The organism is Pseudomonas sp. NLJ1 (assembly GCF_049486705.1).
GTDB lineage: Bacteria > Pseudomonadota > Gammaproteobacteria > Pseudomonadales > Pseudomonadaceae > Aquipseudomonas > Aquipseudomonas inefficax.
This window is the reverse complement of record NZ_CP137735.1, coordinates 3663189-3685184: the sequence shown is the minus strand read 5'-3', so window position 1 is coordinate 3685184 and position 21996 is coordinate 3663189. Positions and strand designations below refer to the sequence as shown.

16 protein-coding genes and 1 riboswitch are annotated in these 21996 nt (G+C 63.5%); of the genes, 4 read left to right on the top strand and 12 right to left on the bottom strand.

Features of this window, described 5'->3' with window-relative positions; translation table 11 throughout:
* Window positions 1–11: 11 nt before the first annotated feature.
* Entirely contained in the window at window positions 12–2099 is a 2088-nt protein-coding gene (gene pta / locus R9B85_RS16675; protein ID WP_423770385.1) for a phosphate acetyltransferase, read from the top strand.
* Between the two features lie 125 nt (window positions 2100–2224).
* On the opposite strand, the gene R9B85_RS16670 is transcribed toward pta, so the two are convergent.
* The 8 genes from R9B85_RS16670 to R9B85_RS16635 form a co-directional block, all read right to left on the bottom strand.
* Complete coding sequence (locus R9B85_RS16670; protein ID WP_013970946.1) at window positions 2225–2944, bottom strand: OmpA family protein; 720 nt, start codon at window positions 2942–2944, stop codon at window positions 2225–2227.
* A 108-nt stretch (window positions 2945–3052) separates the two neighbouring features.
* The gene (locus tag R9B85_RS16665; protein WP_112252012.1) at window positions 3053–3697 is read right to left on the bottom strand and encodes an MBL fold metallo-hydrolase; all 645 of its coding nucleotides are present in this window, start codon (window positions 3695–3697) and stop codon (window positions 3053–3055) included.
* Window positions 3698–5040: 1343 nt separating this feature from the next.
* The gene (locus tag R9B85_RS16660; RefSeq protein ID WP_112252010.1) at window positions 5041–5733 is read right to left on the bottom strand and encodes a sensor histidine kinase; all 693 of its coding nucleotides are present in this window, start codon (window positions 5731–5733) and stop codon (window positions 5041–5043) included.
* Window positions 5730–7337 (bottom strand): tetratricopeptide repeat-containing response regulator, encoded by a 1608-nt coding sequence (locus R9B85_RS16655; protein WP_112252009.1) that lies wholly within the window; start codon window positions 7335–7337, stop codon window positions 5730–5732. Before R9B85_RS16655 ends, R9B85_RS16660 begins: the two co-directional genes overlap by 4 nt.
* A gap of 146 nt (window positions 7338–7483) precedes the next feature.
* Window positions 7484–10201 (bottom strand): LuxR C-terminal-related transcriptional regulator, encoded by a 2718-nt coding sequence (locus R9B85_RS16650; RefSeq protein WP_423770384.1) that lies wholly within the window; start codon window positions 10199–10201, stop codon window positions 7484–7486.
* A 1070-nt stretch (window positions 10202–11271) separates the two neighbouring features.
* Complete coding sequence (locus tag R9B85_RS16645) at window positions 11272–12636, bottom strand: DUF1329 domain-containing protein (protein ID WP_215520286.1); 1365 nt, start codon at window positions 12634–12636, stop codon at window positions 11272–11274.
* Between the two features lie 25 nt (window positions 12637–12661).
* Window positions 12662–14548 (bottom strand): DUF1302 domain-containing protein, encoded by a 1887-nt coding sequence (locus R9B85_RS16640; protein WP_207878478.1) that lies wholly within the window; start codon window positions 14546–14548, stop codon window positions 12662–12664.
* Between the two features lie 332 nt (window positions 14549–14880).
* Entirely contained in the window at window positions 14881–16563 is a 1683-nt protein-coding gene (locus tag R9B85_RS16635; protein WP_423770383.1) for a fatty acid--CoA ligase, read from the bottom strand.
* A 288-nt stretch (window positions 16564–16851) separates the two neighbouring features.
* Between R9B85_RS16635 and R9B85_RS16630 the strand changes: the two genes are divergently transcribed.
* From R9B85_RS16630 to R9B85_RS16620, 3 genes are all read left to right on the top strand, one after another.
* Window positions 16852–17817 (top strand): 2-hydroxyacid dehydrogenase, encoded by a 966-nt coding sequence (locus R9B85_RS16630; RefSeq protein ID WP_252378795.1) that lies wholly within the window; start codon window positions 16852–16854, stop codon window positions 17815–17817.
* Window positions 17818–17871: 54 nt separating this feature from the next.
* Window positions 17872–18870 carry a class I SAM-dependent methyltransferase gene (locus R9B85_RS16625; RefSeq protein WP_313852776.1) on the top strand — a complete coding sequence of 333 codons (999 nt, stop codon included), beginning with the start codon at window positions 17872–17874 and terminating at the stop codon, window positions 18868–18870.
* A gap of 39 nt (window positions 18871–18909) precedes the next feature.
* Window positions 18910–19050: riboswitch (yybP-ykoY riboswitch) on the top strand.
* An 87-nt stretch (window positions 19051–19137) separates the two neighbouring features.
* Window positions 19138–19722 carry a TMEM165/GDT1 family protein gene (locus tag R9B85_RS16620; RefSeq protein WP_133970279.1) on the top strand — a complete coding sequence of 195 codons (585 nt, stop codon included), beginning with the start codon at window positions 19138–19140 and terminating at the stop codon, window positions 19720–19722.
* Window positions 19723–19860: 138 nt separating this feature from the next.
* Here the strand turns inward: R9B85_RS16620 and R9B85_RS16615 are convergent, their stop codons facing one another.
* The 4 genes from R9B85_RS16615 to R9B85_RS16600 form a co-directional block, all read right to left on the bottom strand.
* Window positions 19861–20676 carry a M48 family metallopeptidase gene (locus R9B85_RS16615; RefSeq protein ID WP_025337703.1) on the bottom strand — a complete coding sequence of 272 codons (816 nt, stop codon included), beginning with the start codon at window positions 20674–20676 and terminating at the stop codon, window positions 19861–19863.
* A gap of 199 nt (window positions 20677–20875) precedes the next feature.
* Window positions 20876–21496: an SOS response-associated peptidase gene (locus R9B85_RS16610; protein ID WP_375149703.1), complete on the bottom strand. Its 621-nt coding sequence runs from the start codon at window positions 21494–21496 to the stop codon at window positions 20876–20878.
* A 15-nt stretch (window positions 21497–21511) separates the two neighbouring features.
* Window positions 21512–21772 (bottom strand): putative signal transducing protein, encoded by a 261-nt coding sequence (locus tag R9B85_RS16605; RefSeq protein WP_423770382.1) that lies wholly within the window; start codon window positions 21770–21772, stop codon window positions 21512–21514.
* A complete protein-coding gene (locus tag R9B85_RS16600; protein WP_012270508.1) occupies window positions 21772–21954 on the bottom strand; it encodes a CPXCG motif-containing cysteine-rich protein in 183 nt (60 codons plus the stop codon). The genes R9B85_RS16605 and R9B85_RS16600 overlap by 1 nt, the downstream gene beginning before the upstream one ends.
* Window positions 21955–21996: the final 42 nt, after the last annotated feature.

Sequence of the window (21996 nt, the reverse complement as noted above, 5' to 3'; positions counted from 1 at the left end):
GAGAAGCACGCATGCAGACATTTTTCATTGCGCCGACCGATTTCGGTGTCGGCCTGACCTCCATCAGCCTGGGCCTGGTGCGCACCCTTGAGCGCGCCGGCCTGAAGGTCGGCTTCTTCAAGCCGATCGCTCAGCCCCACCCGGGTGACACCGGCCCCGAGCGCTCCACCGAGCTGGTCGCCCGCACCCACGGCATCAAGCCTCCTGTGCCGCTTAGCCTGGCCCATGTCGAGCGCATGCTTGGCGATGGCCAGCTGGACGAGTTGCTCGAAGAAATCATCCGCCTGTACCAGCAAGCCTGCATCGGCAACGACGTGGTGGTGGTCGAGGGCATGGTGCCCACGCGCCACGCCAGCTATGCGGCACGGGTCAACCTGCACCTGGCAAAGAGCCTGGATGCCGAGGTGATCCTGGTATCGGCGCCGGAAAACGAAGTGCTCAGCGAGCTGTCCGGCCGGGTCGAGCTGCAGGCCCAGTTGTTCGGCGGCCCGCGCGACCCGAAAGTGCTCGGGGTAATCCTCAACAAGGTGCGCACCGAAGAAAGCATGGCGGACTTTTCCACCCGCCTGCGTGAGCACTCGCCGCTGCTGCGCGGCAACGACTTCCGCCTGCTGGGCTGTATCCCCTACCAGCCCGAACTGAACGCCCCGCGCACCCGCGATGTGGCCGACCTGCTCGGTGCCCAGGTGCTCAATGCCGGTGACTATGAACAGCGGCGCATGAGCAAGATCATCATCTGTGCGCGCACCGTGGCCAACACGGTACCGCTGCTTACCTCGGGTACCCTGGTGGTGACCCCGGGCGACCGCGACGACATCATCCTCGCCGTCAGCCTGGCGGCGATCAACGGCGTACCGCTGGCCGGCCTGCTGCTGACCAGTGACGGTAAGCCAGACCCTCGCATTTTGGGCTTGTGCCGTGGCGCCCTGCAGGCCGGCCTGCCGATCCTGTCGGTCAGCACCGGCTCGTACGACACCGCCAACCAGCTTAACTCGCTGAACCGCGAAATCCCGGTGGACGACCGCGAGCGCGCCGAATTCATCACCGACTTCGTCGCCAGCCACCTCGACGCCGCCTGGCTGCACCAGCGTTGTGGTACCCCACGCGAACTGCGCCTGTCGCCGGCGGTGTTCCGCTACCAGTTGATCCAGCGGGCGCAGCAGGCCAACAAGCGCATCGTCCTGCCGGAAGGCGCCGAGCCGCTGCTGGTGCAGGCTGCGGCCATCTGCCAGGCCCGCGGCATTGCCCGCTGCGTGCTGCTGGCCAAGCCCGAGGATGTCGACGCCGTGGCCCGCGCCCAAGGCATCACCTTGCCGCCGGGCCTGGAAATTCTCGACCCCGATGTGATTCGCCGGCGCTATGTTGAGCCGATGGTCGAGCTGCGCAAGAGCAAGAACCTCAATGCACCAATGGCCGAACAGCAACTGGAAGACCCGGTGGTGATCGGTACCATGATGCTGGCTCTGGACGAAGTGGACGGCCTGGTCTCGGGTCTGGTGCACTCCACCGCCAACACCATCCGCCCGGCCCTGCAGTTGATCAAGACCGCACCGGGCTCGAGCCTGGTGTCGTCGGTGTTCTTCATGCTGTTCCCCGAGCAGGTGCTGGTGTACGGCGACTGCGTGATGAACCCGCACCCGAATGCTGTCGAACTGGCCGAGATCGCCCGGCAGAGTGCCGAATCGGCGCATGCCTTCGGCATCGCACCACGGGTGGCGATGATCAGTTATTCAAGCGATTCGGCCAGCGACGAGGAAGTCGAGAAAGTGCGCGAAGCGACCCGCCTGGCACAAGACGCGGCGCAGGAGCTGCTGATCGACGGGCCGTTGCAGTATGACGCGGCGGCCAACCCGGCGATTGCCCGCGAGCTGGCGCCGGACAGCCCGGTGGCCGGGCGTGCCACAGTGTTCGTGTTCCCTGACCTGAACACCGGCAACACGACGCACAAGGCGGTACAACGCAGTACCGACGGGGTCAGCCTGGGGCCGATGCTGCAAGGGTTGCGCAAGCCGGTGAACGACTTGCCACGTGGGGCTCAGGTTGACGATATCGTGCATACCATCGCCCTGACGGCGATTCAGGCCAGCGTGGTGCGCTAAAAACCGGGGCTGCCTTGCAGCCCCTGTGGGAGCGGGTTCACCCGCGAAGAATGCGACGCGGTGTTTGGCACCGGCTACGCCGGTGTTCGCGGGTCAACCCGCTCCCACAGGGTCACTCCGGTCAATCAGGGATACTGCTGAACCTGACCTTGCTGGTCATACTGCTGACCCGGAATCGGCTTCAGGTTCACTTCCACCCGGCGGTTCTGCGCGCGGCCATTGGCATCGGCGTTGCTGGCGATCGGCTGGTCCGGGCCCATGCCACGTACGGTGATACGCGAGGCATCCACACCCTGCGAGGTCAGGTAGGTGCTGACCGCCTGTGCACGGCGCTGGGACAGGTCCATGTTGTGCTGGCGGCTGCCAGTGCTGTCGGTGAAGCCGACCACTTCGATGGTGTTCTGGTTGAACTGCTTGAACGAGCCAGCCAGGTTGTTCAGCGGCGAGTAGAAGCTTGGCGCGATGTTGGCCGAGTCGGTGGCGAAGGTGATGTTGCCCGGCATGATCAGCTTGATCTGGTCACCCTGGCGCTGCACTTCCACACCGGTATTGGCCATCTGCGCGCGCAGTTCGGCTTCCTGCTTATCGGCGTAGTAGCCATAACCGGCTGCGGCGGCACCTACGGCGGCAGCGCCGATCAGGGCACCCTTGCCACGGTTGTTGTGGTCGATGGCAGCACCGGCGATAGCACCGGCCAGCGCGCCCAGGCCGCCGTACTTGGCGGTTTTGCTCATCCCTGTGGAGCCCTGCGCCTGCCCCTGGCTGTCATAAGGGTTCTGGCCGGCACAGCCGGTCATCAGGGCAGCGGCGGTTGCGACGATAATCAGACGACGCATGGTGAACATGGACAAGCTCCTACTGAATTCATGAATGCGGCAGATCATAAAGGGATCTATGCCAGCCTTGGATTGCATCGGCAACGAAAAATTCCGTGAAAGTGCCTTCATGTGCCATCAGGCACGCACGAAGGGGTTTTCGCGCATTTCGTCGCCCAGCCGGGTATCGGGCCCGTGGCCAGTCACAACGATAGCCTCCTCGTCCAACTGGTACAGCCGCTCCTTGATGGAACGCACGATGGCCCGCTGGTCGCCACCCCACAGATCGGTACGGCCAATGCCACGGCGGAACAGGGTATCGCCGGCGATCAGCAGCTTGGCGTCGGCAAACCAGAAGCTCATCGAGCCTGGCGTGTGGCCTGGCGTATGCAAGGCCACGCCACAACCGCAGGCCAACTCTTCGTCATCTCCCAGCCAGCGGTCTGGCGCAGGTACCGGGGTGTAAGGCACGCCGAACATCTGGCACTGCATTTCCAGGTTGTCCCACAGCGCCTGGTCGTCCTTGTGCAGGTGCAGCGTGGCACCGGTCAGTTCCTTGAGCTTGCCCGAGGCAAGGAAGTGATCGAAATGCGCATGAGTGTGGATGATGCTCACCAGCGTCAGCCCGTGGGCCAGCAGGCGGGCAAGGATCTTGTCCGGGTCACCGCCCGGGTCGACGACGATGGCCTTTTTGGTGAGCGGGTCGCCGATCAGGGTGCAGTTGCACTGCAGGGGGCCTACAGGGAAGGTTTCGCGGATGAGTGAAGACGGGGGTTGGGTCATTGACGTTCTCATGAGGAAAGCGCAGCGCGCTAAAAGCGTCGAGTCTATATATCCATTCAAGCGCAGGCAGGTCGCCGGGATTGCAAGTTGCCCCCTGATGCAAACGAAAAACCGGCCAATAGGCCGGTTTTCAGACTAATACGAATGTGCAGCAAGGCTGCATATCCCAAGGCCTGACGTGCTGTCGTTCAGGACGGAATTCCTGCCAGAGGGCCTGCGGGCTCAAGCTCTGCCCCCTTCGCCTTCGCGACCTGCAGAAACCGGAGCTGGTTACTGGAGACTCGACCAGCAAGACGTCTGGCTTCAGCCTCGAATCTTGCAATGGCAAGCAATTCTACCTGTCTCGTTTTGGATCGCATGGTTACCTCCAAAAGCTTGATCGACGCAATCGATGTTATTAGGGATCAACCTGGATCACAAGCCGACCCTTGGCGGTCCAGGTGAAACCAAGCGCCTCATAAACTGACTTTGCGCCTTCAACAGGGTCTTGTATTTCAATCTCTTGACAACCCAACATGCGAGCGTAGAAGTCTATCGATGTCAGCGCCAAGCCAGCGATCTCTCCCCGGAGTGGATGCGACCTGCTGGGATTACCTTGGAGCAGAATAACCTTGATACATAAGCGACTCTTTCTAGGGCTTGCGTAGCAGAGACCACAGAGCTCGCTTCCGAACCAGATGGCAAGATCGAACCCTTTGGGATCGCTATCCTTCCAGTCGACAATATCCTCCCAAGGAAACAGACACCCACTTGTCAGCCATTCAAGGCTAGCGCTGACGGCCTCGTGCGTTATGGGCTCTATCCGGACTTGATCCAGCTCGACATCTCCGCTCAGTAGTTCTGGCTGCCGACACAGTAACTCATGAGTGAGGGTACGGGCTTGGGAGCGAAATATTTGGTATCGGAGTTTGCTGATTCGCCTTCTCATGCAAGCTCCGCATTCGAAATGGAGCCTCCGTCCATTTAGAACTCACGACCTACTGGTTGCATGCGGTCCCACGTCCGCATGTCTTTCGGTTGCGGGACATTGAAGTCGCACTGACCGAGGAGCGACGCAAGGTCATAACGGTTTACGCCGAAACCTGCATTCTTCTGATGCTCATTCGCCCGCAAGCTTTCAGTCGGTGAGCAATGGTTCAACTCCTGAGTAAATCTTTTCATAACCGCTCTGCTGGTAGTCATCGAAAACCGAATAATTACCAGCGTGAACGCCGATGAAAAGAGCTCAAAGGCCCGTTTGGTTTAGATCAGATTGCTCCTACAACTCACGACGAAGCGTCGCCGCTGTATTAGCAGGAAGCGTTGCTTGATGTGTCAATACGGGCGTGCTCTGCCAGCTTCTCTCAAGGCAAGAACAACCTGAACAACCCACCCCCAAGCGCACCGCCATTGGAGATCTCGATCCGCCCGCGCACCCCGCCGCTTTCATGCAGTGCCGCGATCCGCGCCGCAAAATACAGGCCCAGGCCGGTACTGCCGCTGGTCGAATCGATACCCTGGATGAATTCTTCCTGCCGTTCGAGCATGCGCTGTGGATAACCCGGGCCGTCATCGTTGACGCAGATGGCCAACTGGTTGTCTGCCTCTTCGATGGTGATCAGCAAGGCATGCGCGGCAAAGCGGGTGGCGTTGGTAATCACGTTGGCGATCACCGAGGCCACCAGCTCGCGGTCGAAGAAGCCCAGCGGGTTGTCGGTGTCGATGCGCCAGGTGGCAAGGATGTCCTTGTGCTTGAGCACTTCCTCGTGCGCGGCCAGCTGGGCTTCGATGAAATCGTCCAGTTCGTGGTAGTCAGGGCACACTGGCAACTGGTTCACGCCCAGTTTGTACAACCCAAGCAACTGCACCAGCATGCCGTTGAGGTGGCGAAACTCATGCTCCATCACCCCCTGCTCGGCACCACCGCGAAGTTCCTCGGGCAAGCGCTGCATCCACTGGTTGTGGGACTGGATCAGCGCCGACAGGGAGTTCTTCAGGTCGTGCACGGTGGAGGCGATCACCGTGGAAAAATCCAGCCCCTGGTTTTCTTGATTCATGCGCCGAACACTCGGATGTGCAGTTTGCGGTAGCGGTCGTAGCGGTTGTCACTGGCAGGGATGCCGGCCACGCTGGTCAGGGCGTCGCGGCACTCCTGCATGATTGCGGGCTGAGGGCTGTCTCCGCCGATGCGCAGCAGCGCCTGGGCAGTGTTGAGGGCAATGCTGATGTTCTTTGGCTGCAAACCCAGCGCCTTGCGGAACAGCTGCAACGCCTCGCCGAGCTGCCCCCCCTGGTAACTGCGCACACCCTGGCGATTGAGCGTGACCGCTTCGGTTATGGCGTTGAGCACGCTGGGGTCGTCCGTCAGCTTGCCGACCCTCTCCATGACCTTGGGGTCGTCGCCATAACTTTCCACACAACCCTTCAGCACGCCGATGGCGGCGGCCTCCTGCCCCATGGCCTGCAACTGCGCGGCAACGGTCAGGGCCGAATCCACCGAGAAGAACTGGTTCATCTTGTCCAGGCGCTGGATCGCCTGCTCGGTCAGCTTGGCAGCTGTTTCGGGGTCGCCGGCCTGCTGCAGGCTGGCGGCCTTCATCATGCGGGCACGCACCTGCAGCCCCTGGTCCTCGGGGTTTTCCTTGGCTACCTCGCTGAGCGTGGCGTTGATCTCGACCCGGGTGCGCGCATCCAGGCCAAAACCGGCATTCTTGTTCATCAACGCCTGCACCAGCCCCAGGTTGTTTTCTGCGTCCTTGTAGCGTGAGCTCTGACCCTGGGTCACAGCGTGACGGAACGCCTTCGAAGCGCTCTCGAAGTCTTCGTTTTCCAACGCCAGCTTGCCCAGCGTCGACTGCCGGCGCACCGATAAAGGCGAGAGGCGCACGGCTTCTTCGAGCATGTTCTGCGCACGCCTGGTTTCGCCTTGGGCCACCAGCACCTCGGCCATGCCATCGTACAGGCCCGGCATGATCGGGAAGGCCTTGAGCGCCTGCTCGTATACGCCCTGGGCCTGGGCGTTCTGGCCACGCTTGTGCATCAGGCTGCCCAACGCCGAGTACACCCACGGCTGCGGGCGGCTGGCCAGGATGGCTTTGAGAAACTTCTCCAGCTCGTCGAAACGGTTGAGGTTGCGCAAGGCATCGGCCCGATAGCGCAGGCACAGCGGGGCCAGGCGTGGGTCGCGCTTGCACAGCTCGGCGCAGGCCGCCAGCACTTCAGCGGGGCGACTGCGGTCCAGGGCCTGCAGAATCGGCTTGAGCAGGGTCTTGCGCTGGTACAGCTTCTCGACGCGCTGGGCCAGGCCAACCCGGTTGAACGGCTTGGTCAGGTAGGCATCAGGCTCGTGCTCGATGGCGCTGAGGACAATGGCCTGGCTGCTCTCGGCAGTGACCATGATGAATATGCACTCATGGCTGATGTGCTTGTCGAGAATCAGGTCTTCGAGCACCTGCTGGCCGTTCTTCTTGCCGTCGCCCAGGTGGAAGTCCTGCAAGATGACGTCATAGCGCTTTTGCGCGCACATACGCAGCGCCTGCTCGCCGCTGTCGGCGGTGTCCACGTCACGCACGCCCAGTTCGCGCAGCATGGAACGGGTCGACGTGCGAAAGTCGGTAAAGTCGTCGACGATCAGAAAGCTCTTTTGCCCGTACTGCAGCATCAACACGACCTGCCTTGGAATGATTGAAAAATCGCGCGAGGCGATGCCACCGATAGCTGTATCGGCAGCTGGTCGGGAAAGATGAGGGTAGAGCGTTGGCGGCCACGGGCCATCCGTTCAGCGAGCTACGACCTGCAAGGCCAGTACTACGTCAGCAGCCCCAGGGACTTGGCCCTTGCCACCGCCTGGGTACGCCGCTCCACCCCCAGCTTGCTGTTGATATGGCTGGCGTGGGTTTTCACCGTGTGCAGGGAAATGAACAGCCGCTCGCTGATCTGCTGGTTGGAACACCCCTGGGCAATCAGCTCGAGCACAGCCAGTTCGCGGCCACTCAGGGCCTCGCCGCTGCCGGTGCTGGCGCTCGGCAGCGGCGGCAGGCGCTTGAGCAACTCGGCCTGCACCGGGCAGGCGGCCATTGCCTGCAGCTGTTCATGAAGCCACTGCGGGTGTTGCTCCAACAAAGGCTGGAACGGTTGCAGCACACCGCCATGGGCTGCCTCCAGCAACCGTGGCAACAACTGGGCGGCCTGCTCTTCGCGGCCTTCGCCCAGCAACAAGGCAAGCCATTGGCACAGGGCACTGACGCTGAGCATCATGCCGCCACTGGCCTGGCCGCGCTCGACCAGGCTTGCCAGGCGTTGCACCGCGTCGTCGCTACGTAACTGGATACGCTCCAGCAACGCCTGCTGCAAGGCGATGTGCAACGGCAGCAGCGGGTGAAACTCCGGGGCCGCCGCCGGTTGCTCGCCGCCATAGGTCTGGCCCAGGCGCAGGAGCCAGGACTCGGCCAGGTCAATGCGCCCCTGGGCCAGCCACAATTCACATTTGACCAGGGTGATCATGGCCAGGTAATACACCGGCGGTACATCCCAGATATGCATCAGCCGCTCGGCCTCGGCCAGCTCGGCAAAGGCCTCGGCAAAGTGCCCTTCCCGGCCATCGAGCGTAGCGATCACGCAGTGGCCGATGAGCACACTGATATCACGGCAGGCGCGCGCCTCGCCCAGCCCAGCACGCAAGCGGGCACGGCCCTGGGATGGCTGCAGCCGCGATACCAGCAGGTAGCCTTCGTAAAGCGTCAGGCGGGCGCGAACGGCATACAGCCGCTGTGCCGACAGCCCTTGCAGGCGCTGCAGCCCCTGACGCACTTCGTCCAGCGCGCGCAGTACCTCGCCACGGGCATGCAGCACCCGCGCCCGGTCGTAATGGGCCAGGGCCTCGAACAATGGGTTGCCGACGCGCTGGGCCAGCTCCAGGGCCTCGCGGTTCCAGCCGCGGGCCCGCCAGAAATCGCCATCGGCAATCGCCAGGTTCGACAGCGTCGAGAGGCACACCAGGCGTTGGCCATACCGCTTGCTCGGCAGGCTCTGCAGCGCTTCGCCGCAATAGGCCAGGGTGCGCTCGCGGTCGCCTCGGCCACGGGCGATCACACCACTCAGCGCCAGCCACTGGGCCAGCATGGACTTTTGCGCGGTCGCCGAAGGCGCGGGCAGGAAGCGGCTGAGATAACCCGCCAACTCTTCGGCCGCGTCCAACTGGCAAGCCAGGCCCAACGCCCAGCTGTACAGCACGATCAGCCGCGGCGTGCTGATCAGCAGGCTGTCGGGCAGGTCCATCTTCCAGCGCAGCAGCATGCCGACGTTCTGTTCGGCCAGCAGTTGCTCCTCGGACAGGCTCTGCACCAGGTCGGCGGCAACATCAAGATGACCGGCCCGCAGCGCCTGCTCCACCGCTTCGTCCAGCAGGCCCTGGCTTTCGAACCAGCGACAGGCGCGCAACTGCAGGCCGACCAGCGGCTCGCTGGCCTGGCGGCTGCGCAGCAGGTCGGAGAACAGGTGGTGATAACGGAACCAGTGGCCATGCTCGTCCAGCGGCACCAGGAACACTTGGTGCGCCTGCAAAAAGCGCAGGATCGTGGCACTGTCGTGGCGGCCGCGCATGGCATCGCACAGCGGGGCGCAAAAACGTTCCTGGCAGGCCGTTTCGTACAGGAAGGCCTGTACGTCGGTGGGCAGCATTTCGATGACTTCTTCTAACAGATAGTCGCGGATCAGGCCTTCACCGCCATGCAAGGCCTGGGGCAAGGCCTGTTCGTCAGCCGACTCGCTGGCCGCCAGTTGCCAGAAACGCAACCCGGCCACCCAACCGTCGCTGCGCTGGATCAGGTTGTCCAGAGCCTGGCCACGCAGAGCGGTGGGTTGGCGACCGATCACCGCCAGCGATTCTTCGGCGGTCAGGCGCAAGTCCTGTTCGTTGAGCTCGACCAGTTGCCGCGACAGGCGCAGGCGCGCCAGGTGCCAGTCCGGGCGTTGGCGGCTGGTGACCAGCAGCACCAGGCCAGGGGGCAAGTGATTGAGGAAGAACTGCAGACAACGGTCGAGCACTGGCCCCTGGGCCAGGTGATAGTCGTCCAGCACCAGCAACAAGGGAGTATCGGCTTGCAGGTACAGCGCCAGCTCGTCGAGCAGGCCGTCGAGCCATTCCTCGAAGGCGAACGGCTGGTGGCGCTGGCGCATTTTCAGCAGGCCCATGGCCTGGCCGCCCAGCGCTGGGCAATACTGCTGCAGGCCTTCGAGCAAGCGTTCCAGGAAGCGGCCAGGGTCGGCATCCCGTTGGCTCAGGCCCAGCCACAGGCTACGCCAGTGCTCGGGCAGCGCTTCGCAAAATTCGATGGCCAGGGAGCTTTTGCCGAAACCCGCCGGGGCATTGACCAGCAACAACCGCCCGCCAAGGCCGGCTTGCAGCCGCTGGCACAGGCGCAGGCGCGGCACATGGCCGTCCGGCAAGGGCGGCCGGAAGAAACGCCCGTCCAGCAGGCCCAGAGCCTGGCTGGCGAATCCATGCGTACGGGACAGATCTGTCATGGCCGGCTCGTTCTGATTGGAAGACTACGGCGGTATGGATGCTTGCGAGACTAGCGGGTAACGCTGCGCATTTGAAGGTAAAGGGCGCGATTACCGAGGAAAAGACTGCGACAAAAAGCAACATGGCTGACAGACAAGGGCTGCGGCGGGGGTTTGCTGAGGTATTCACCAGATTGATTGCCTGCTCCGGCCTCTTCGCGGGTGAACCCGCTCCCACATGGGATTGGCGCAGGCCTGGGCTCGCGCTGTACCTGTGGGAGCGGCTTTAGCCGCGAACACCGGCGCAGCCGGTGCCATGCACCGGATCGCTTGCTTCGCGGGCTTGCCCGCTCCCACATGGGATTGGCGCAGGCCTGGGGCTCGCGCTGTACCTGTGGGAGCGGCTTTAACCGCGAACACCGGCGCAGCCGGTGCCATGTACCGTGTCGCTTGCTTCGCGGGCTTGCCCGCTCCCACATGGGATTGGCGCAGGCCTGGGGCTCGCGTTGCACCTGTGGGAGCGGCTTTAGCCGCGAACACCGGCGCAGCCGGTGCCATGCACCGGATCGCTTGCTTCGCGGGCTTGCCCGCTCCCACATGGGATTGGCGCAGGCCTGGGGCTCGCGCTGTACCTGTGGGAGCGGCTTTAACCGCGAACACCGGCGCAGCCGGTGCCATGTACCGTGTCGCTTGCTTCGCGGGCTTGCCCGCTCCCACATGGGATTGGCGCAGGCCTGGGGCTCGCGTTGCACCTGTGGGAGCGGCTTTAGCCGCGAACACCGGCGCAGCCGGTGCCATGCACCGGATCGCTTGCTTCGCGGGCTTGCCCGCTCCCACATGGGATTGGCGCAGGCCTGGGCTCGCGCTGTACCTGTGGGAGCGGCTTTAGCCGCGAACACCGGCGCAGCCGGTGCCATGCACCGTGTCGCTTGCTTCGCGGGCTTACCCGCTCCAACAGGAATCGAGCTGGTCTGGGCTTGCGCGACTCCTGTGGGAGCGGGCGCGCCCGCGAAGGGGCCGGAACAGGAAATAGAAACGCCCCGGGCAAGCCGGGGCGCTCTGGGGATAACATGGTGTGACGTGTTTTCAGATCAACGAATACCCGACTGGCGCAGTGCCGCTGGCTGGAAGTCAGCCTTGCTGGCGCTGAAACCGAAGTCGTAGGCGCGCTTCTCTTCGTTCTTCATGCCCAGGGCCAGGTAACGGCCCGACTGCAGGTCGTAGATGGTCTCCAGGGTGTACCACGGCACTTCCACGTTGTAGTAAGGCTGGGCATGTGCCTCGGACACCCGCCACAGTTGGCCACGGCCGTCGTACTGGTCGATCACCGCAGCCTGCCAGGTGTCCTCGTCGATGTAGAAGTCACGCTTGGCATAGATGTGCCGCTGGCCCGGCTTGAGGGTCGCGACCACGTGCCATACGCGGCGCAGCTCGTAACGGGAAAGGTCCTGGTTGATGTGCCCGGCCTTGATGATGTCGGTGTACTTGAGCTTGGGGTCGTCGAGCTTGAAGGCGTTGGACGCGATGTACATCTCCTTCTTGCCTTCCAGCTTCCAGTCATAGCGGTCTGGCGCACCGTTGAACATGTCCAGGTTGTCGGAGGTGCGCAAACCGTCGGCGGCGGTGCCAGGGCCGTCGTACGATACTTGCGGTGCCTGGCGCACGCGGCGCTGGCCGGCGTTGTAGATCCACGCCTTGCGCGGTTCCTTCACCTGGTCGAGGGTTTCGTGCACCAGCAGCACGGTACCGGCCAGGCGCGCAGGCGCGGTCACTTCCTGCTTGAAGTAGAACAGGATGTTGCCCGGGTTGTTCGGGTCGTAATCCTTCATCTTGTCGCGAAAGACGAACTGGTCGGAGAAGTACACAGGGTTGAAGGAGCCGTTCTGCTGCGGCGTGGCCTGGGTCACCAGGCGGCTGACGCTGCCGCCCCGGTAGCGGGTGATGTGGTTCCAGATCACCTCCAGGCCGCTTTTGGGGATCGGGAACGGTACAGCCGTGCGGAAGTTGCTCAGGCCGTTGCCGCCTTCGACCAGGGTGGTCTTGGTGGCATTCTCCTTGATGGCGGCGAACACGTCGGCCGGCACCGTGGAGCCACGATGGGTCTTGAATACCGGGATCTTGAAGGTGTCCGGGTAGCGCTTGAGCATGGCCAGCTGGCCCGGCGAGAGCTTGTCCTTGTACTGGTCGGCGTTCTGCGCGGTGATGGTGAACAGCGGCTTGTCACTGCCGTACGGGTCGGGCAGGAAGCCCTTGGCGTCGGCGCTGCCCGCGCTCTTCGACAGCGGCTCCCACGGGCCGATCGAGCCATCGGCGTTGCCGGCCTTTTCGGCGCCCATCGGGGTCAGGGTACTGCCCAGCTTGGCCGCCTCGTCGGCGGATACTGCAGCCATGACGCTGGTCGCCAGCAGGGACAGGCCCAGCACACCGGCTTGCAGCAGACTTCTGGTCTTGTTCATGTCGTGTCGTCCTGGATCTGTATGCTTAGAAGTTCACGCCGAAGCTGAGCGCGACGAAGTCACGGTCATCCACGGTGGTGTACTCGCCATCGAAGAAGTTGGTGTACGACAGGCTAGCCGTATAGGTGTTCTGGTACTCGGCATCGAGGCCCAGGCTGACGGCCTTGCGGCCTTCCTCGAAGTTGGCGCCAGGGCCCGGCGAGTAGCCGGAGACGTCGTGCGACCAAGCCACGCTGGGTTTCAGGTTGATCCCGGCGAAGACGTCGTTGTAGTCCCAGATGACCCGGGCGCGATAGCCCCAGGAAGTACTGGTGGTAAAACCATCGTTCTCGCAGTTGCGGCTCAGGTTGGCAGTGGAGGCACCAGCACCGGCGCCTGCGATGGTGCTGGCATTGAGTGCCTGACAGGTATTGGCCCCACCCGTGGATGGCAGCGGGCCTGGACCGTACACCGGGTCGCGACCGTAGCGGGTATCGTGTGCGCTCTCCAGGCCACCCACATGGGTGACACCGAGTTCACCCACCACGGTCATGCGGCTGGCGCCCATCACCTGGTCGAAGAAATGCGTGAGGGTGGTCTGGAACTGGGTGATCTCCTTGCGGCGATACCCGTGCAGGTCCTGCCCCGGCGTACCGGTCAGCAGCGAAGCGTTGCTCAACGCGCCGCCAATGGGGCGGACCCCGGCGAACAGAATATCCGTGGTATTGAGTTGCACCGGTGCGTTGGGGCGGTAGCTGAGCTCGCCGCTCCAGGCGGTCCCGGTGGGCAGTGTGGTTGAGAAGCTCAAACCATAAAGGCGGATATCCTCGGGATATTCGACGAAGTACTCGGAGTTACCCGCCACGATCAGCGGCGCCAATGCACGCAGCTGCGCAGGTAGGGCGCTCAACCCGGCGAACACTGAAGGCGGGGCCCCGGTGGCGCTGAAGATTGGCGCGCGGCTGTGGTAATTCATGAAGTAGGCGCCAAACTCGGTGTCCAGCGGCTCGAACATGTAGCGCATGGCCACGCCAAACTGGCCGCTGTCACGCGCGTCACGGTCGGCACCGCGGCGCACCATCACCCCTTCTTCGTTGATGTTCACGCCCCGGGTAGCAAGGAACTGCTGCGCCGCCCCCGGCACTGTGCGGCTGCTGTTGAGCACGCGCAGGTTGTCGGTACAGCCGTCGGCAATGATGTCCGGCTGGGAGAAGAACGTGCCGCAGTTGTCGACGACCGTCTGGTCCCACTCGATCTGGTAGAAGGCCTCGGCCGACAGGTTGTCGGTCAGGCTTTGCGAGATGTAGAACATGTTGACCGGAATCAGGCCTTCCTTGATCTCGGCCCCTGGGCGGCGAAACGCCGACACGTCGATCGGGTTGATCGAGTTGATGCCACCACCGATGAAGGTACTTTCACCCCAGCTCACCACCTGCTTGCCCAGGCGCACCGAGCCTGGCTGATCGCCGATGGAGTAGTTGTGATAGACGAATGCGTCGAGCAGCTCGGCACCGGACGATTTGGCGCCTTCCTTGCGGTTGGAGTCACTGATGTCCTTGAACTCGCGGCCTTCGTCCTTCAGTTCGAAGTCATACCAGTACTTGCCACGGACGAACACGCCGGTATCGCCGTACTTCAGTTCCAGGTCATGGATGCCCTTGAAGATCTTCGAGAAAGTTTCGCCCTTCTTGAAGTTCAGGTGGCCATCGTCGGATGTCTGCGACAGGCCCTTGCCGCCGTTGTTCACCCCGATCAGGTTCTTGTTGGGGTTTGCCGTCGACCAGCTGGCGCCGATGGAGAGCGACGAGTCGAACTGGCCTTCGATTTCACCAATGTTGAAGCTGACAGCGAAAGCAGGACTTGCGAGCGTGGAAGCAAGGCTGACGGCCAGGGGCAACTTGGCCCGGCGCCAGAACAGGTTTGCAGATTTCATCGACGCTACTCCATGTACTTTTTTTGTTATGGCAGTGAGTCCTTTCAAGAACGGCCCGAGCGACCGGTTTGCAGGCTTGCGCCTGCGGCGACACGGCTTGCGCATGTCGCCTTCCCCCATTCCTGAAAATCCCCTGGCCCCGACTATAGCCAGCAAGGCACAGGCGCTTGATCCCTCTAAAGTGTGATTTGCGCTCCGTGCGGCCAACTCGCTGCAATGTTGCCCAGGCTGCGTGCTGGCAGTGCTAAAGGATGGCGTATTTCTGCCGTTTGGCAAGGCTCCACCCCTCTAGCATGCGGGTCGCGTGCTGCGGTACGCGACCCGCATGGCGGTTACAGCGTGGAGAGGAATGCGCTGTTGCTGGCCTGCCACTGGACGATGTCCTGGCGGATGCGTTTCTTGTCGAGCTTGCCGACACTGGTCTTGGGAATTTCAGTAACAACGGCGATCTGGCTTGGAATCGCCCACTTGTTGATATGCCCTTGCTCGACAAAAGGCTTGAGGTGTTCCTTCAGCGCCTTGGCATCGATGACCTGGCCTTCGCGCACCACCAGCAGGGCAAACGGGCGCTCGCCCCACTGCGGGTCGGCAACCCCCACCACCGCCACTTCACGCACGGCCGGGTGGCGGCTGACCAGGTCTTCGAGGTCGAGCGAGGAAATCCACTCGCCACCGGTCTTGATCACATCCTTGATGCGGTCGCGGATGTCGATGTAGCCCATGCCGTCGAGCGTGGCGACATCCCCAGTGTGCAGCCAGCCGCCCTGCCACAGCTCCTCGCTCTTTTCCGCCTCCTTGAAGTAGCCCATGGTCAGCCACGGCGCACGCAGCACCAGCTCGCCCAGGGTTTCACCATCGGCGGGCAGGAAGTTGCCATCGCCGTCGACGATGGCCGCCTCGACCAGCGGCACCGGCACGCCGGCCTTGATACGGTAGGTGACGCGCTCATCCTCGCTGCCGGCCTGCAGTTCGTCGTTGAGGTGGGCGGCGGAAATAAGCGGGCAGGTCTCGGACATGCCGTACGCGGCGGTCAGCTGGATGCCGCGGGCCAGAGCGGCCTGGTACAACGAGCGGTTGAGTGCGCTGCCGCCGATGATGATCTTCCAGCCGCCGAAGTCCTGGCCTTGGGAAGTCGGGCAGTTGAGCAGCATCTGCAGGATGGTCGGCACGCAATGGGAGAAGGTGACCTTTTCCTCACGCCACAGCGTGATCAGCATGTCCGGCTCGTAGCGCCCCGGATACACCTGCTTCATGCCAAGCATGGTGGCAGCGTAGGGGATACCCCAGGCGTGCACGTGGAACATCGGGGTGATGGGCATGTACACGTCGTTGCTGCCCAGCAGGCGCACGCTGTCGATGCTGCCGGTCACCGAAGCTTCGGCCAGGGTATGCAGCACCAGTTGCCGGTGGGTGAAGTACACCCCCTTGGGGTTGCCGGTGGTGCCAGTGGTGTAGAAGGTGGTGGCTACCGAGTTCTCGTCGAAGTCCGGGAAGTCGTAGCGCGGGCTGGCAGCGGCCAGCAGTTGCTCGTACTCGCCCACCAGGTTGGGCAACTCGGCTGTCTTGTCCGCGCCGTCGGTCAGCAGCAGGGTCTTGTCGACGGTGGTCAGTTGCCCGGCGATGGCCTGGTACAGGCCGACGAAGTCGCTGTTGACCAGCACCACGCGGTCTTCGGCGTGGTTCATGGTGTAGAGGATCTGCTCAGGCGACAGGCGCACGTTGATGGTGTGCACCACCGCGCCGATCATCGGGATGGCGAACATGCATTCGAGGTAGCGGTGGCTGTCCCAGTCCATCACCGCCACGGTGTCACCAGCCTTTACTCCGGCTTCGGTCAGCACGTTGGCCAGGCGCGCGATGCGCTCGTTGAGCTGGGGATAGGTCAGCCGCAACTGGTCGCGGTAAACGATTTCGCGAGTCTTTTCATAGCGGCTGCCAGACATCAGCAGGCGCTTGATCAGCAGGGGGTAGGCGTAGGCGCCCTCGGCGGGCTTGATGATGCGGGTCTGCAACATGGGTATCCCTTTTCTGAAAAGCGGGCCGGACAAGTCTGGGAGTTACTGTAGTTCGCCAATGTGACGGCTAAATCAGCCGAAGGAATGATTTGCATGGCGAAGGTATGAGTGGCGGGCGTTGACGGGCGGCAAGGTTGAGCTAGACACTGCGGCGCTGAGGGCCTATTCGCGGGTAAACCCGCTCCCACAGGTTCTGCACCAGCCTCTGCAATGGTGCAATACCTGTGGGAGCGGGTTTACCCGCGAATGGCCGCGACACCGAAATCCCGCCCATCCCCGGAGGCCTTCATGCCCAGTCCGCGTCGCGCCGTGTTTCTCGATCACCAGTCCCTGGACCTGGGCGATCTCGACCTCTCGCCCCTGAAGCAGCAGTTCGACGAGTTCGAACTGTTCGCCGCCACCCGCCCGGAGCAGGTCGCCGAACGCCTGCAGGGCGCGGTGACGGTAGTCAGCAACAAGGTCATGCTCGACGCCGCGTCCCTGGCCGCCAACCCACAACTGAAGCTGATCCTGGTGGCCGCCACCGGCACCAACAATGTCGACCTGGCGGCAGCGCGCGCCCAGGGCATCACCGTGTGCAACTGCCAGGGCTATGGCACCCCGTCCGTCGCCCAGCACACCCTCGCCCTGCTGCTGGCCCTGGCCACCCGCCTGTGCGACTACAACCAGGCGGTAGCCGATGGCCAGTGGGCCAAGGCCAGCCAGTTCTGCCTGCTGGACTTCCCCATCGTCGAACTGGAGGGCAAGACTCTTGGCCTGCTGGGCCACGGTGAACTGGGCGGCGCGGTGGCGAGGCTGGCCGAGGCCTTTGGCATGCGCGTGCTCAGCGGGCAGATCCCTGGCCGCCCGGAACGGGCCGACCGGTTGCCACTGGACGAATTGCTGCCGCAAGTCGACGCCCTGACCCTGCACTGCCCGCTGAACGAGCACACCCGACACATGCTCGGGGCACGCGAGCTGGCCCTGCTCAAGCCGAACGCGCTGGTGATCAACACTGCCCGCGGCGGCCTGATCGACGAGCAAGCGCTGGCCGACGCCCTGCGCAGTGGCCACCTGGGCGGAGCCGCCACCGACGTACTGAGCGTGGAGCCGCCGGTCAACGGCAACCCGCTGCTCGAACCCGGCATCCCGCGCCTGATCATCACCCCGCACAGCGCCTGGGGTGCGGTGGAGTCGCGCCAGCGCATCGTCGGCCAGCTCAGCGAGAACGCCCAGGCCTTCTTCGCCGGGCAACCACGCCGCGTGGTCAGCTGAGCCCGGCGCCCGCCTCTGCTACACTGCGCCACTTTTTTCCAGGAGGCGTCGTCCATGGACCCGCGCAGTGAAGTGTTGCTCCGCCAGGCAGAGCTGTTCCAGAGCCCGCTGCTGCTCGCCGGCGCCCCCGCCGACGGCCTGCTTGGCCAGTTGCCCCAGGCCCGGGCCTGGACTTGGCATGCTGGCGATCAGGCCATGCTCGAAAGCCGCTTCGCCGGGCGCAGCCACTATGCAGTGGAGCCCCCTGAAGTGGCGTTCGACAGCGCCGTGCTATTCCTGCCCAAATCCCGCGAACTGGCCGCCTACCTGCTCAACGCCCTGGCCTCGCGCCTGGCTGGCCGCAAGCTATACGTGGTCGGCGAGAAACGTGGCGGCATCGAGGGCGCGGCCAAGCAGCTGCAGGCCTTTGGCAAGCCACGCAAGCTCGACAGCGCCCGCCATTGCCAGCTGTGGCAGGTGACCATCGAACACGCACCAGAAGCCAAGCCCCTGGAAAGCCTGGCCGAACGCTTCGAACTCAGCCTGGAAGACGGCCCACTGCAGGTTATCAGCCTGCCCGGTGTGTTCAGCCATGGCCGCCTCGATCGCGGTACCGCCCTGCTGCTCAAGCACCTCGACGGCCTGCCGAGCGGGCATGTGCTGGACTTCGGCTGCGGTGCCGGGGTACTGGGCGCAACGGTAAAGCGCCGTTATCCGCAAAACCGGGTAACCCTGCTGGACGTGGATGCCTTCGCCGTGGCCGCCAGCCGCCTGACCTTGGCCGCCAATGGCCTGGAAGGCGAAGTGATCAGCGGTGATGGCATCGACGCGGCGCCGACCGAGCTGAGCCTGATCCTTAGCAACCCGCCGTTCCACACCGGGGTTCACACCAACTACCAGGCATCGGAGAACTTGCTGAAAAAATCGGCTGTTCATCTGCGAAAAGGTGGCGAAATGCGCCTGGTTGCCAACAGCTTCCTGCGTTACCAGCCGCTGATCGAAGGGGCGCTGGGCAACTGCCAGACATGCGACGAGGCGGACGGCTTCCGCATCTACCGGGCAACACGCGGTTAAAAACAGCGCTTGCCGAAAGCGTTTTGCCTAGGCAGAATCCGCACCGTCCTAGGGGAGTAGTCTCCCGCGAGCGCCCAGCTCGCCCGGTACGCGTCAACATACTTGGTCCACAGACCATGGCGCGTGCGACCCACCATGCCAGCCTGCATGGCGAGATCCGCATAGACGGATCCGGGGTTTGACAAGACCTATGACACGCACACCTTACCCGGGGCGGGGAGGCTGTACGTGTCATAGCCGTGTCGACCCGCCCCCGTAGGAATCCTGATGCTGGAATCACTGCTGGTCCCCACCGCCATCGTTGCCCTCGCCGAAATCGGCGACAAGACGCAATTGCTCGCGCTCATACTCGCTGCCCGCTTCCGCAAACCCTGGCCGATCATCGCCGGCATCATCGCCGCTACCCTGGCCAACCATGCCGCGGCCGGTGCCGTGGGCGCGTGGGTCGGCAGCTTCTTCAGCGACTCGGCACTGCACTGGATCCTGGCTGCGAGCTTCACCGCCACTGCGCTGTGGACCCTGGTTCCGGACAAGATGGATGACGACGAGAACCCGGCACGCCGCTTCGGGCCGTTCCTGACCACGCTGATCGCGTTCTTCCTGGCTGAAATCGGCGACAAGACCCAGGTCGCCACGGTGATGCTGGCGGCACAGTATCCGCACCTGATCATGGTCATTATCGGCACCACCCTGGGCATGCTGATTGCCAACGTGCCGGTGGTACTGGCGGGTAACTTCGCTGCGGACAAACTGCCACTGACGCTGATCCGTCGCCTGGCGGCCACGGCGTTCTTCGTGCTGGCGATCGTGGCCGTGTACTCGGCGATGAAGGCCAGTGGCTGGGTGGGTTGACTGCTGACGGGGGCCGCTCTGCGGCCCAATCGCCGGCAAGCCAGCTCCCACAGGTATTGCACAGGCCTTGAGGCCGATAGAGCACTCTGTGGGAGCTGGCTTGCCGGCGATTGGGCTGCAAAGCAGCCCCTTACGGTCTTACTTCTTGGCCGCCTGATACAGCGGCATCACCTTCGGAATCGCCGCCTGCAGCGAAGCAATGCGGCTCTGGGACGCCGGGTGAGTGCTCATGAACTCAGGCGGCGCGCCTTCGGACGCCTGGCTCATCTTGTTCCACAGGGTAATCGCGGCATTCGGGTCGTAACCGGCACGCGCCGAGAGCTCCAGGCCGATCAGGTCGGCTTCGTTCTCGTTGGCCCGGCTGTTGGGCAGGGTCATGGCATAGTTCACTACGGTATCGGCCATGGCCATGCTGCCCTGGCCGAGGCCAAAGAGGGCACCGGCGCCCTGACGCGCCATTTCGACGCCGTACGCCTTGGACATCGCCTCGCGGCTGTGCTCACGCAGGGCGTGGGCGATCTCATGGCCCACCACCGCAGCAATTTCCGCATCGGTGAGCTTGAGCTGATCGATCAGCCCGGTGTAGACGATGATCTTGCCGCCCGGGCCGCAGTTGGCGTTGAGCTCGTCGCTCTTGATCACATTGACTTCCCAGTTCCATTGCGCGGCATCCGGGCGGAACTTGGGGGTCTGGGCGATCAGGCGGTTGGCAATTACCTGTACACGCTTGGCAACTGCGCTGGACTTGTCGAGCACGCCTTTGTTCGATGCCTCACCCAGGGTCTGCTGGTACGACTGGGCGTACATCTGGTTGACCTCATCGGTCGAGAGCATGCTGAACATGTACTGCTGGCGCTCGACGCCGACAGCACCGCCGCTGGTGGTATTCACCGCCTGGCAGCCAGCTAGCAGGATGCCAGCACTCAACAGACTGACGACAAAAGACTTACGCATGAAAACACTCCCTTTTTACATGCGCCGTATCGTAGGCCGAGTCGCCGCTGGGCCGCCATAGCCGCACGGAAGAATTTATTTGCCTGCACCGGCCTCTTCGCGGGTGAACCCGCTCCCACAGGGACTACCCAGGTTTCAAGTTCGGTGCAGTACCTGTGGGAGCGGGTTTACCCGCGAAAGGGCCGTCGAAGGCAATGCATCAAGCCGGGGTCAGGCATTCCGGCGCATCCAGCTTCGGATCGTTGACGAAATTCGCCAGGGCCCGCTCACGCAGCGTCGCCGGCGGGCTGGCAAGCAGCTCGTGCAAACGGGTAACCGGCGTGTCCGGGTCAAGCCAGGCTGCCTGCCCTGCCTCGTCCAGTATCAGCGGTCGACGCTGGCTCATCGCCGCCTGGGTCACCACCGCGCAACTCAGCCAAACCTGGTCCTGCACCGGGTAGGCCTCCCACACGGCGGCGAAGTACAGCGATGCGCCCTCCCCCGGGGTCAGCCAGTACGGGCGCTTGCGCACGCTACCGCGCCATTCGTAAAAGCCGTTGGCCGGCATCAGGCAGCGGCGCTGGCGAAACGCGTCGCGAAACATCGGCTGCTCGGCCAGGGTCTCGGCGCGGGCATGGGCGGGGGTTCGGGACAGGTCGGTGAGCCAGGCCGGGGTCAGCCCCCAACGCGCCTTGGCCAATTGCAGCTGGCCGTCGAGCTGGCGCTGGATCAGCACCGAAGCCCCCGGCGAGATGTTCCATTGGGCTGGCTGGCCGACGGGAAAGCCCGGCAGACTGGCAAGAGCCTGGGGCCAGCGAAACAGGGCATAACGTCCACACATGGGCGAATTCAGAACCTAGCAGATCAAGGTACCGGGGAAACTCTCCGGTTCGTCGCCAACCAGTGGCTGGGCGTCATTGTACGCATCGATCAGCTGCCGTGCGTACTCGGCCTGCTCGTCAGCCACGGCAAGCCCCAGCAGGCCCTGCAGCGGCAACTCGCCGGCAGCACCGACCAGGTCACGGCCGACCAGGTACGCCTCGACCCCCTCGCTGGCGAGCATGCCCGCCAGCATTTCAGCCTCGAGCAGGCTTTCCGGTTCGTAGATACGCTGCATCAGTCATTCTCACCGAATACATCCAGCATCCACTCCTCGCCATGAACCTGCAGCACGAAGCGGATAGGCTTGCAGCAAACCTGGCAGTCCTCGATGTATTCCTGATCGCCACCGGACAGGTCCACCGTGGTTTCGACTTCTTCGCCACAATAAGGGCAATCGTAGATCGCAGTTTCCAGCATCGCGGCCTCCGGGGTGACTTATGCGTATAATTGCCGGTCTGT

Excerpts from the sequence above, each read along its gene's own strand:
- pta (WP_423770385.1), top strand. The coding sequence starts at position 12 with ATGCAGACATTTTTCATTGCGCCGACCGATTTCGGTGTCGGCCTGACC.
- R9B85_RS16670 (WP_013970946.1), bottom strand. The coding sequence starts at position 2,944 with ATGTTCACCATGCGTCGTCTGATTATCGTCGCAACCGCCGCTGCCCTG.
- R9B85_RS16665 (WP_112252012.1), bottom strand. The coding sequence starts at position 3,697 with ATGACCCAACCCCCGTCTTCACTCATCCGCGAAACCTTCCCTGTAGGC.
- R9B85_RS16660 (WP_112252010.1), bottom strand. The coding sequence starts at position 5,733 with ATGAATCAAGAAAACCAGGGGCTGGATTTTTCCACGGTGATCGCCTCC.
- R9B85_RS16655 (WP_112252009.1), bottom strand. The coding sequence starts at position 7,337 with ATGCTGCAGTACGGGCAAAAGAGCTTTCTGATCGTCGACGACTTTACC.
- R9B85_RS16650 (WP_423770384.1), bottom strand. The coding sequence starts at position 10,201 with ATGACAGATCTGTCCCGTACGCATGGATTCGCCAGCCAGGCTCTGGGC.
- R9B85_RS16645 (WP_215520286.1), bottom strand. The coding sequence starts at position 12,636 with ATGAACAAGACCAGAAGTCTGCTGCAAGCCGGTGTGCTGGGCCTGTCC.
- R9B85_RS16640 (WP_207878478.1), bottom strand. The coding sequence starts at position 14,548 with ATGAAATCTGCAAACCTGTTCTGGCGCCGGGCCAAGTTGCCCCTGGCC.
- R9B85_RS16635 (WP_423770383.1), bottom strand. The coding sequence starts at position 16,563 with ATGTTGCAGACCCGCATCATCAAGCCCGCCGAGGGCGCCTACGCCTAC.
- R9B85_RS16630 (WP_252378795.1), top strand. The coding sequence starts at position 16,852 with ATGCCCAGTCCGCGTCGCGCCGTGTTTCTCGATCACCAGTCCCTGGAC.
- R9B85_RS16625 (WP_313852776.1), top strand. The coding sequence starts at position 17,872 with ATGGACCCGCGCAGTGAAGTGTTGCTCCGCCAGGCAGAGCTGTTCCAG.
- R9B85_RS16620 (WP_133970279.1), top strand. The coding sequence starts at position 19,138 with ATGCTGGAATCACTGCTGGTCCCCACCGCCATCGTTGCCCTCGCCGAA.
- R9B85_RS16615 (WP_025337703.1), bottom strand. The coding sequence starts at position 20,676 with ATGCGTAAGTCTTTTGTCGTCAGTCTGTTGAGTGCTGGCATCCTGCTA.
- R9B85_RS16610 (WP_375149703.1), bottom strand. The coding sequence starts at position 21,496 with ATGTGTGGACGTTATGCCCTGTTTCGCTGGCCCCAGGCTCTTGCCAGT.
- R9B85_RS16605 (WP_423770382.1), bottom strand. The coding sequence starts at position 21,772 with ATGCAGCGTATCTACGAACCGGAAAGCCTGCTCGAGGCTGAAATGCTG.
- R9B85_RS16600 (WP_012270508.1), bottom strand. The coding sequence starts at position 21,954 with ATGCTGGAAACTGCGATCTACGATTGCCCTTATTGTGGCGAAGAAGTC.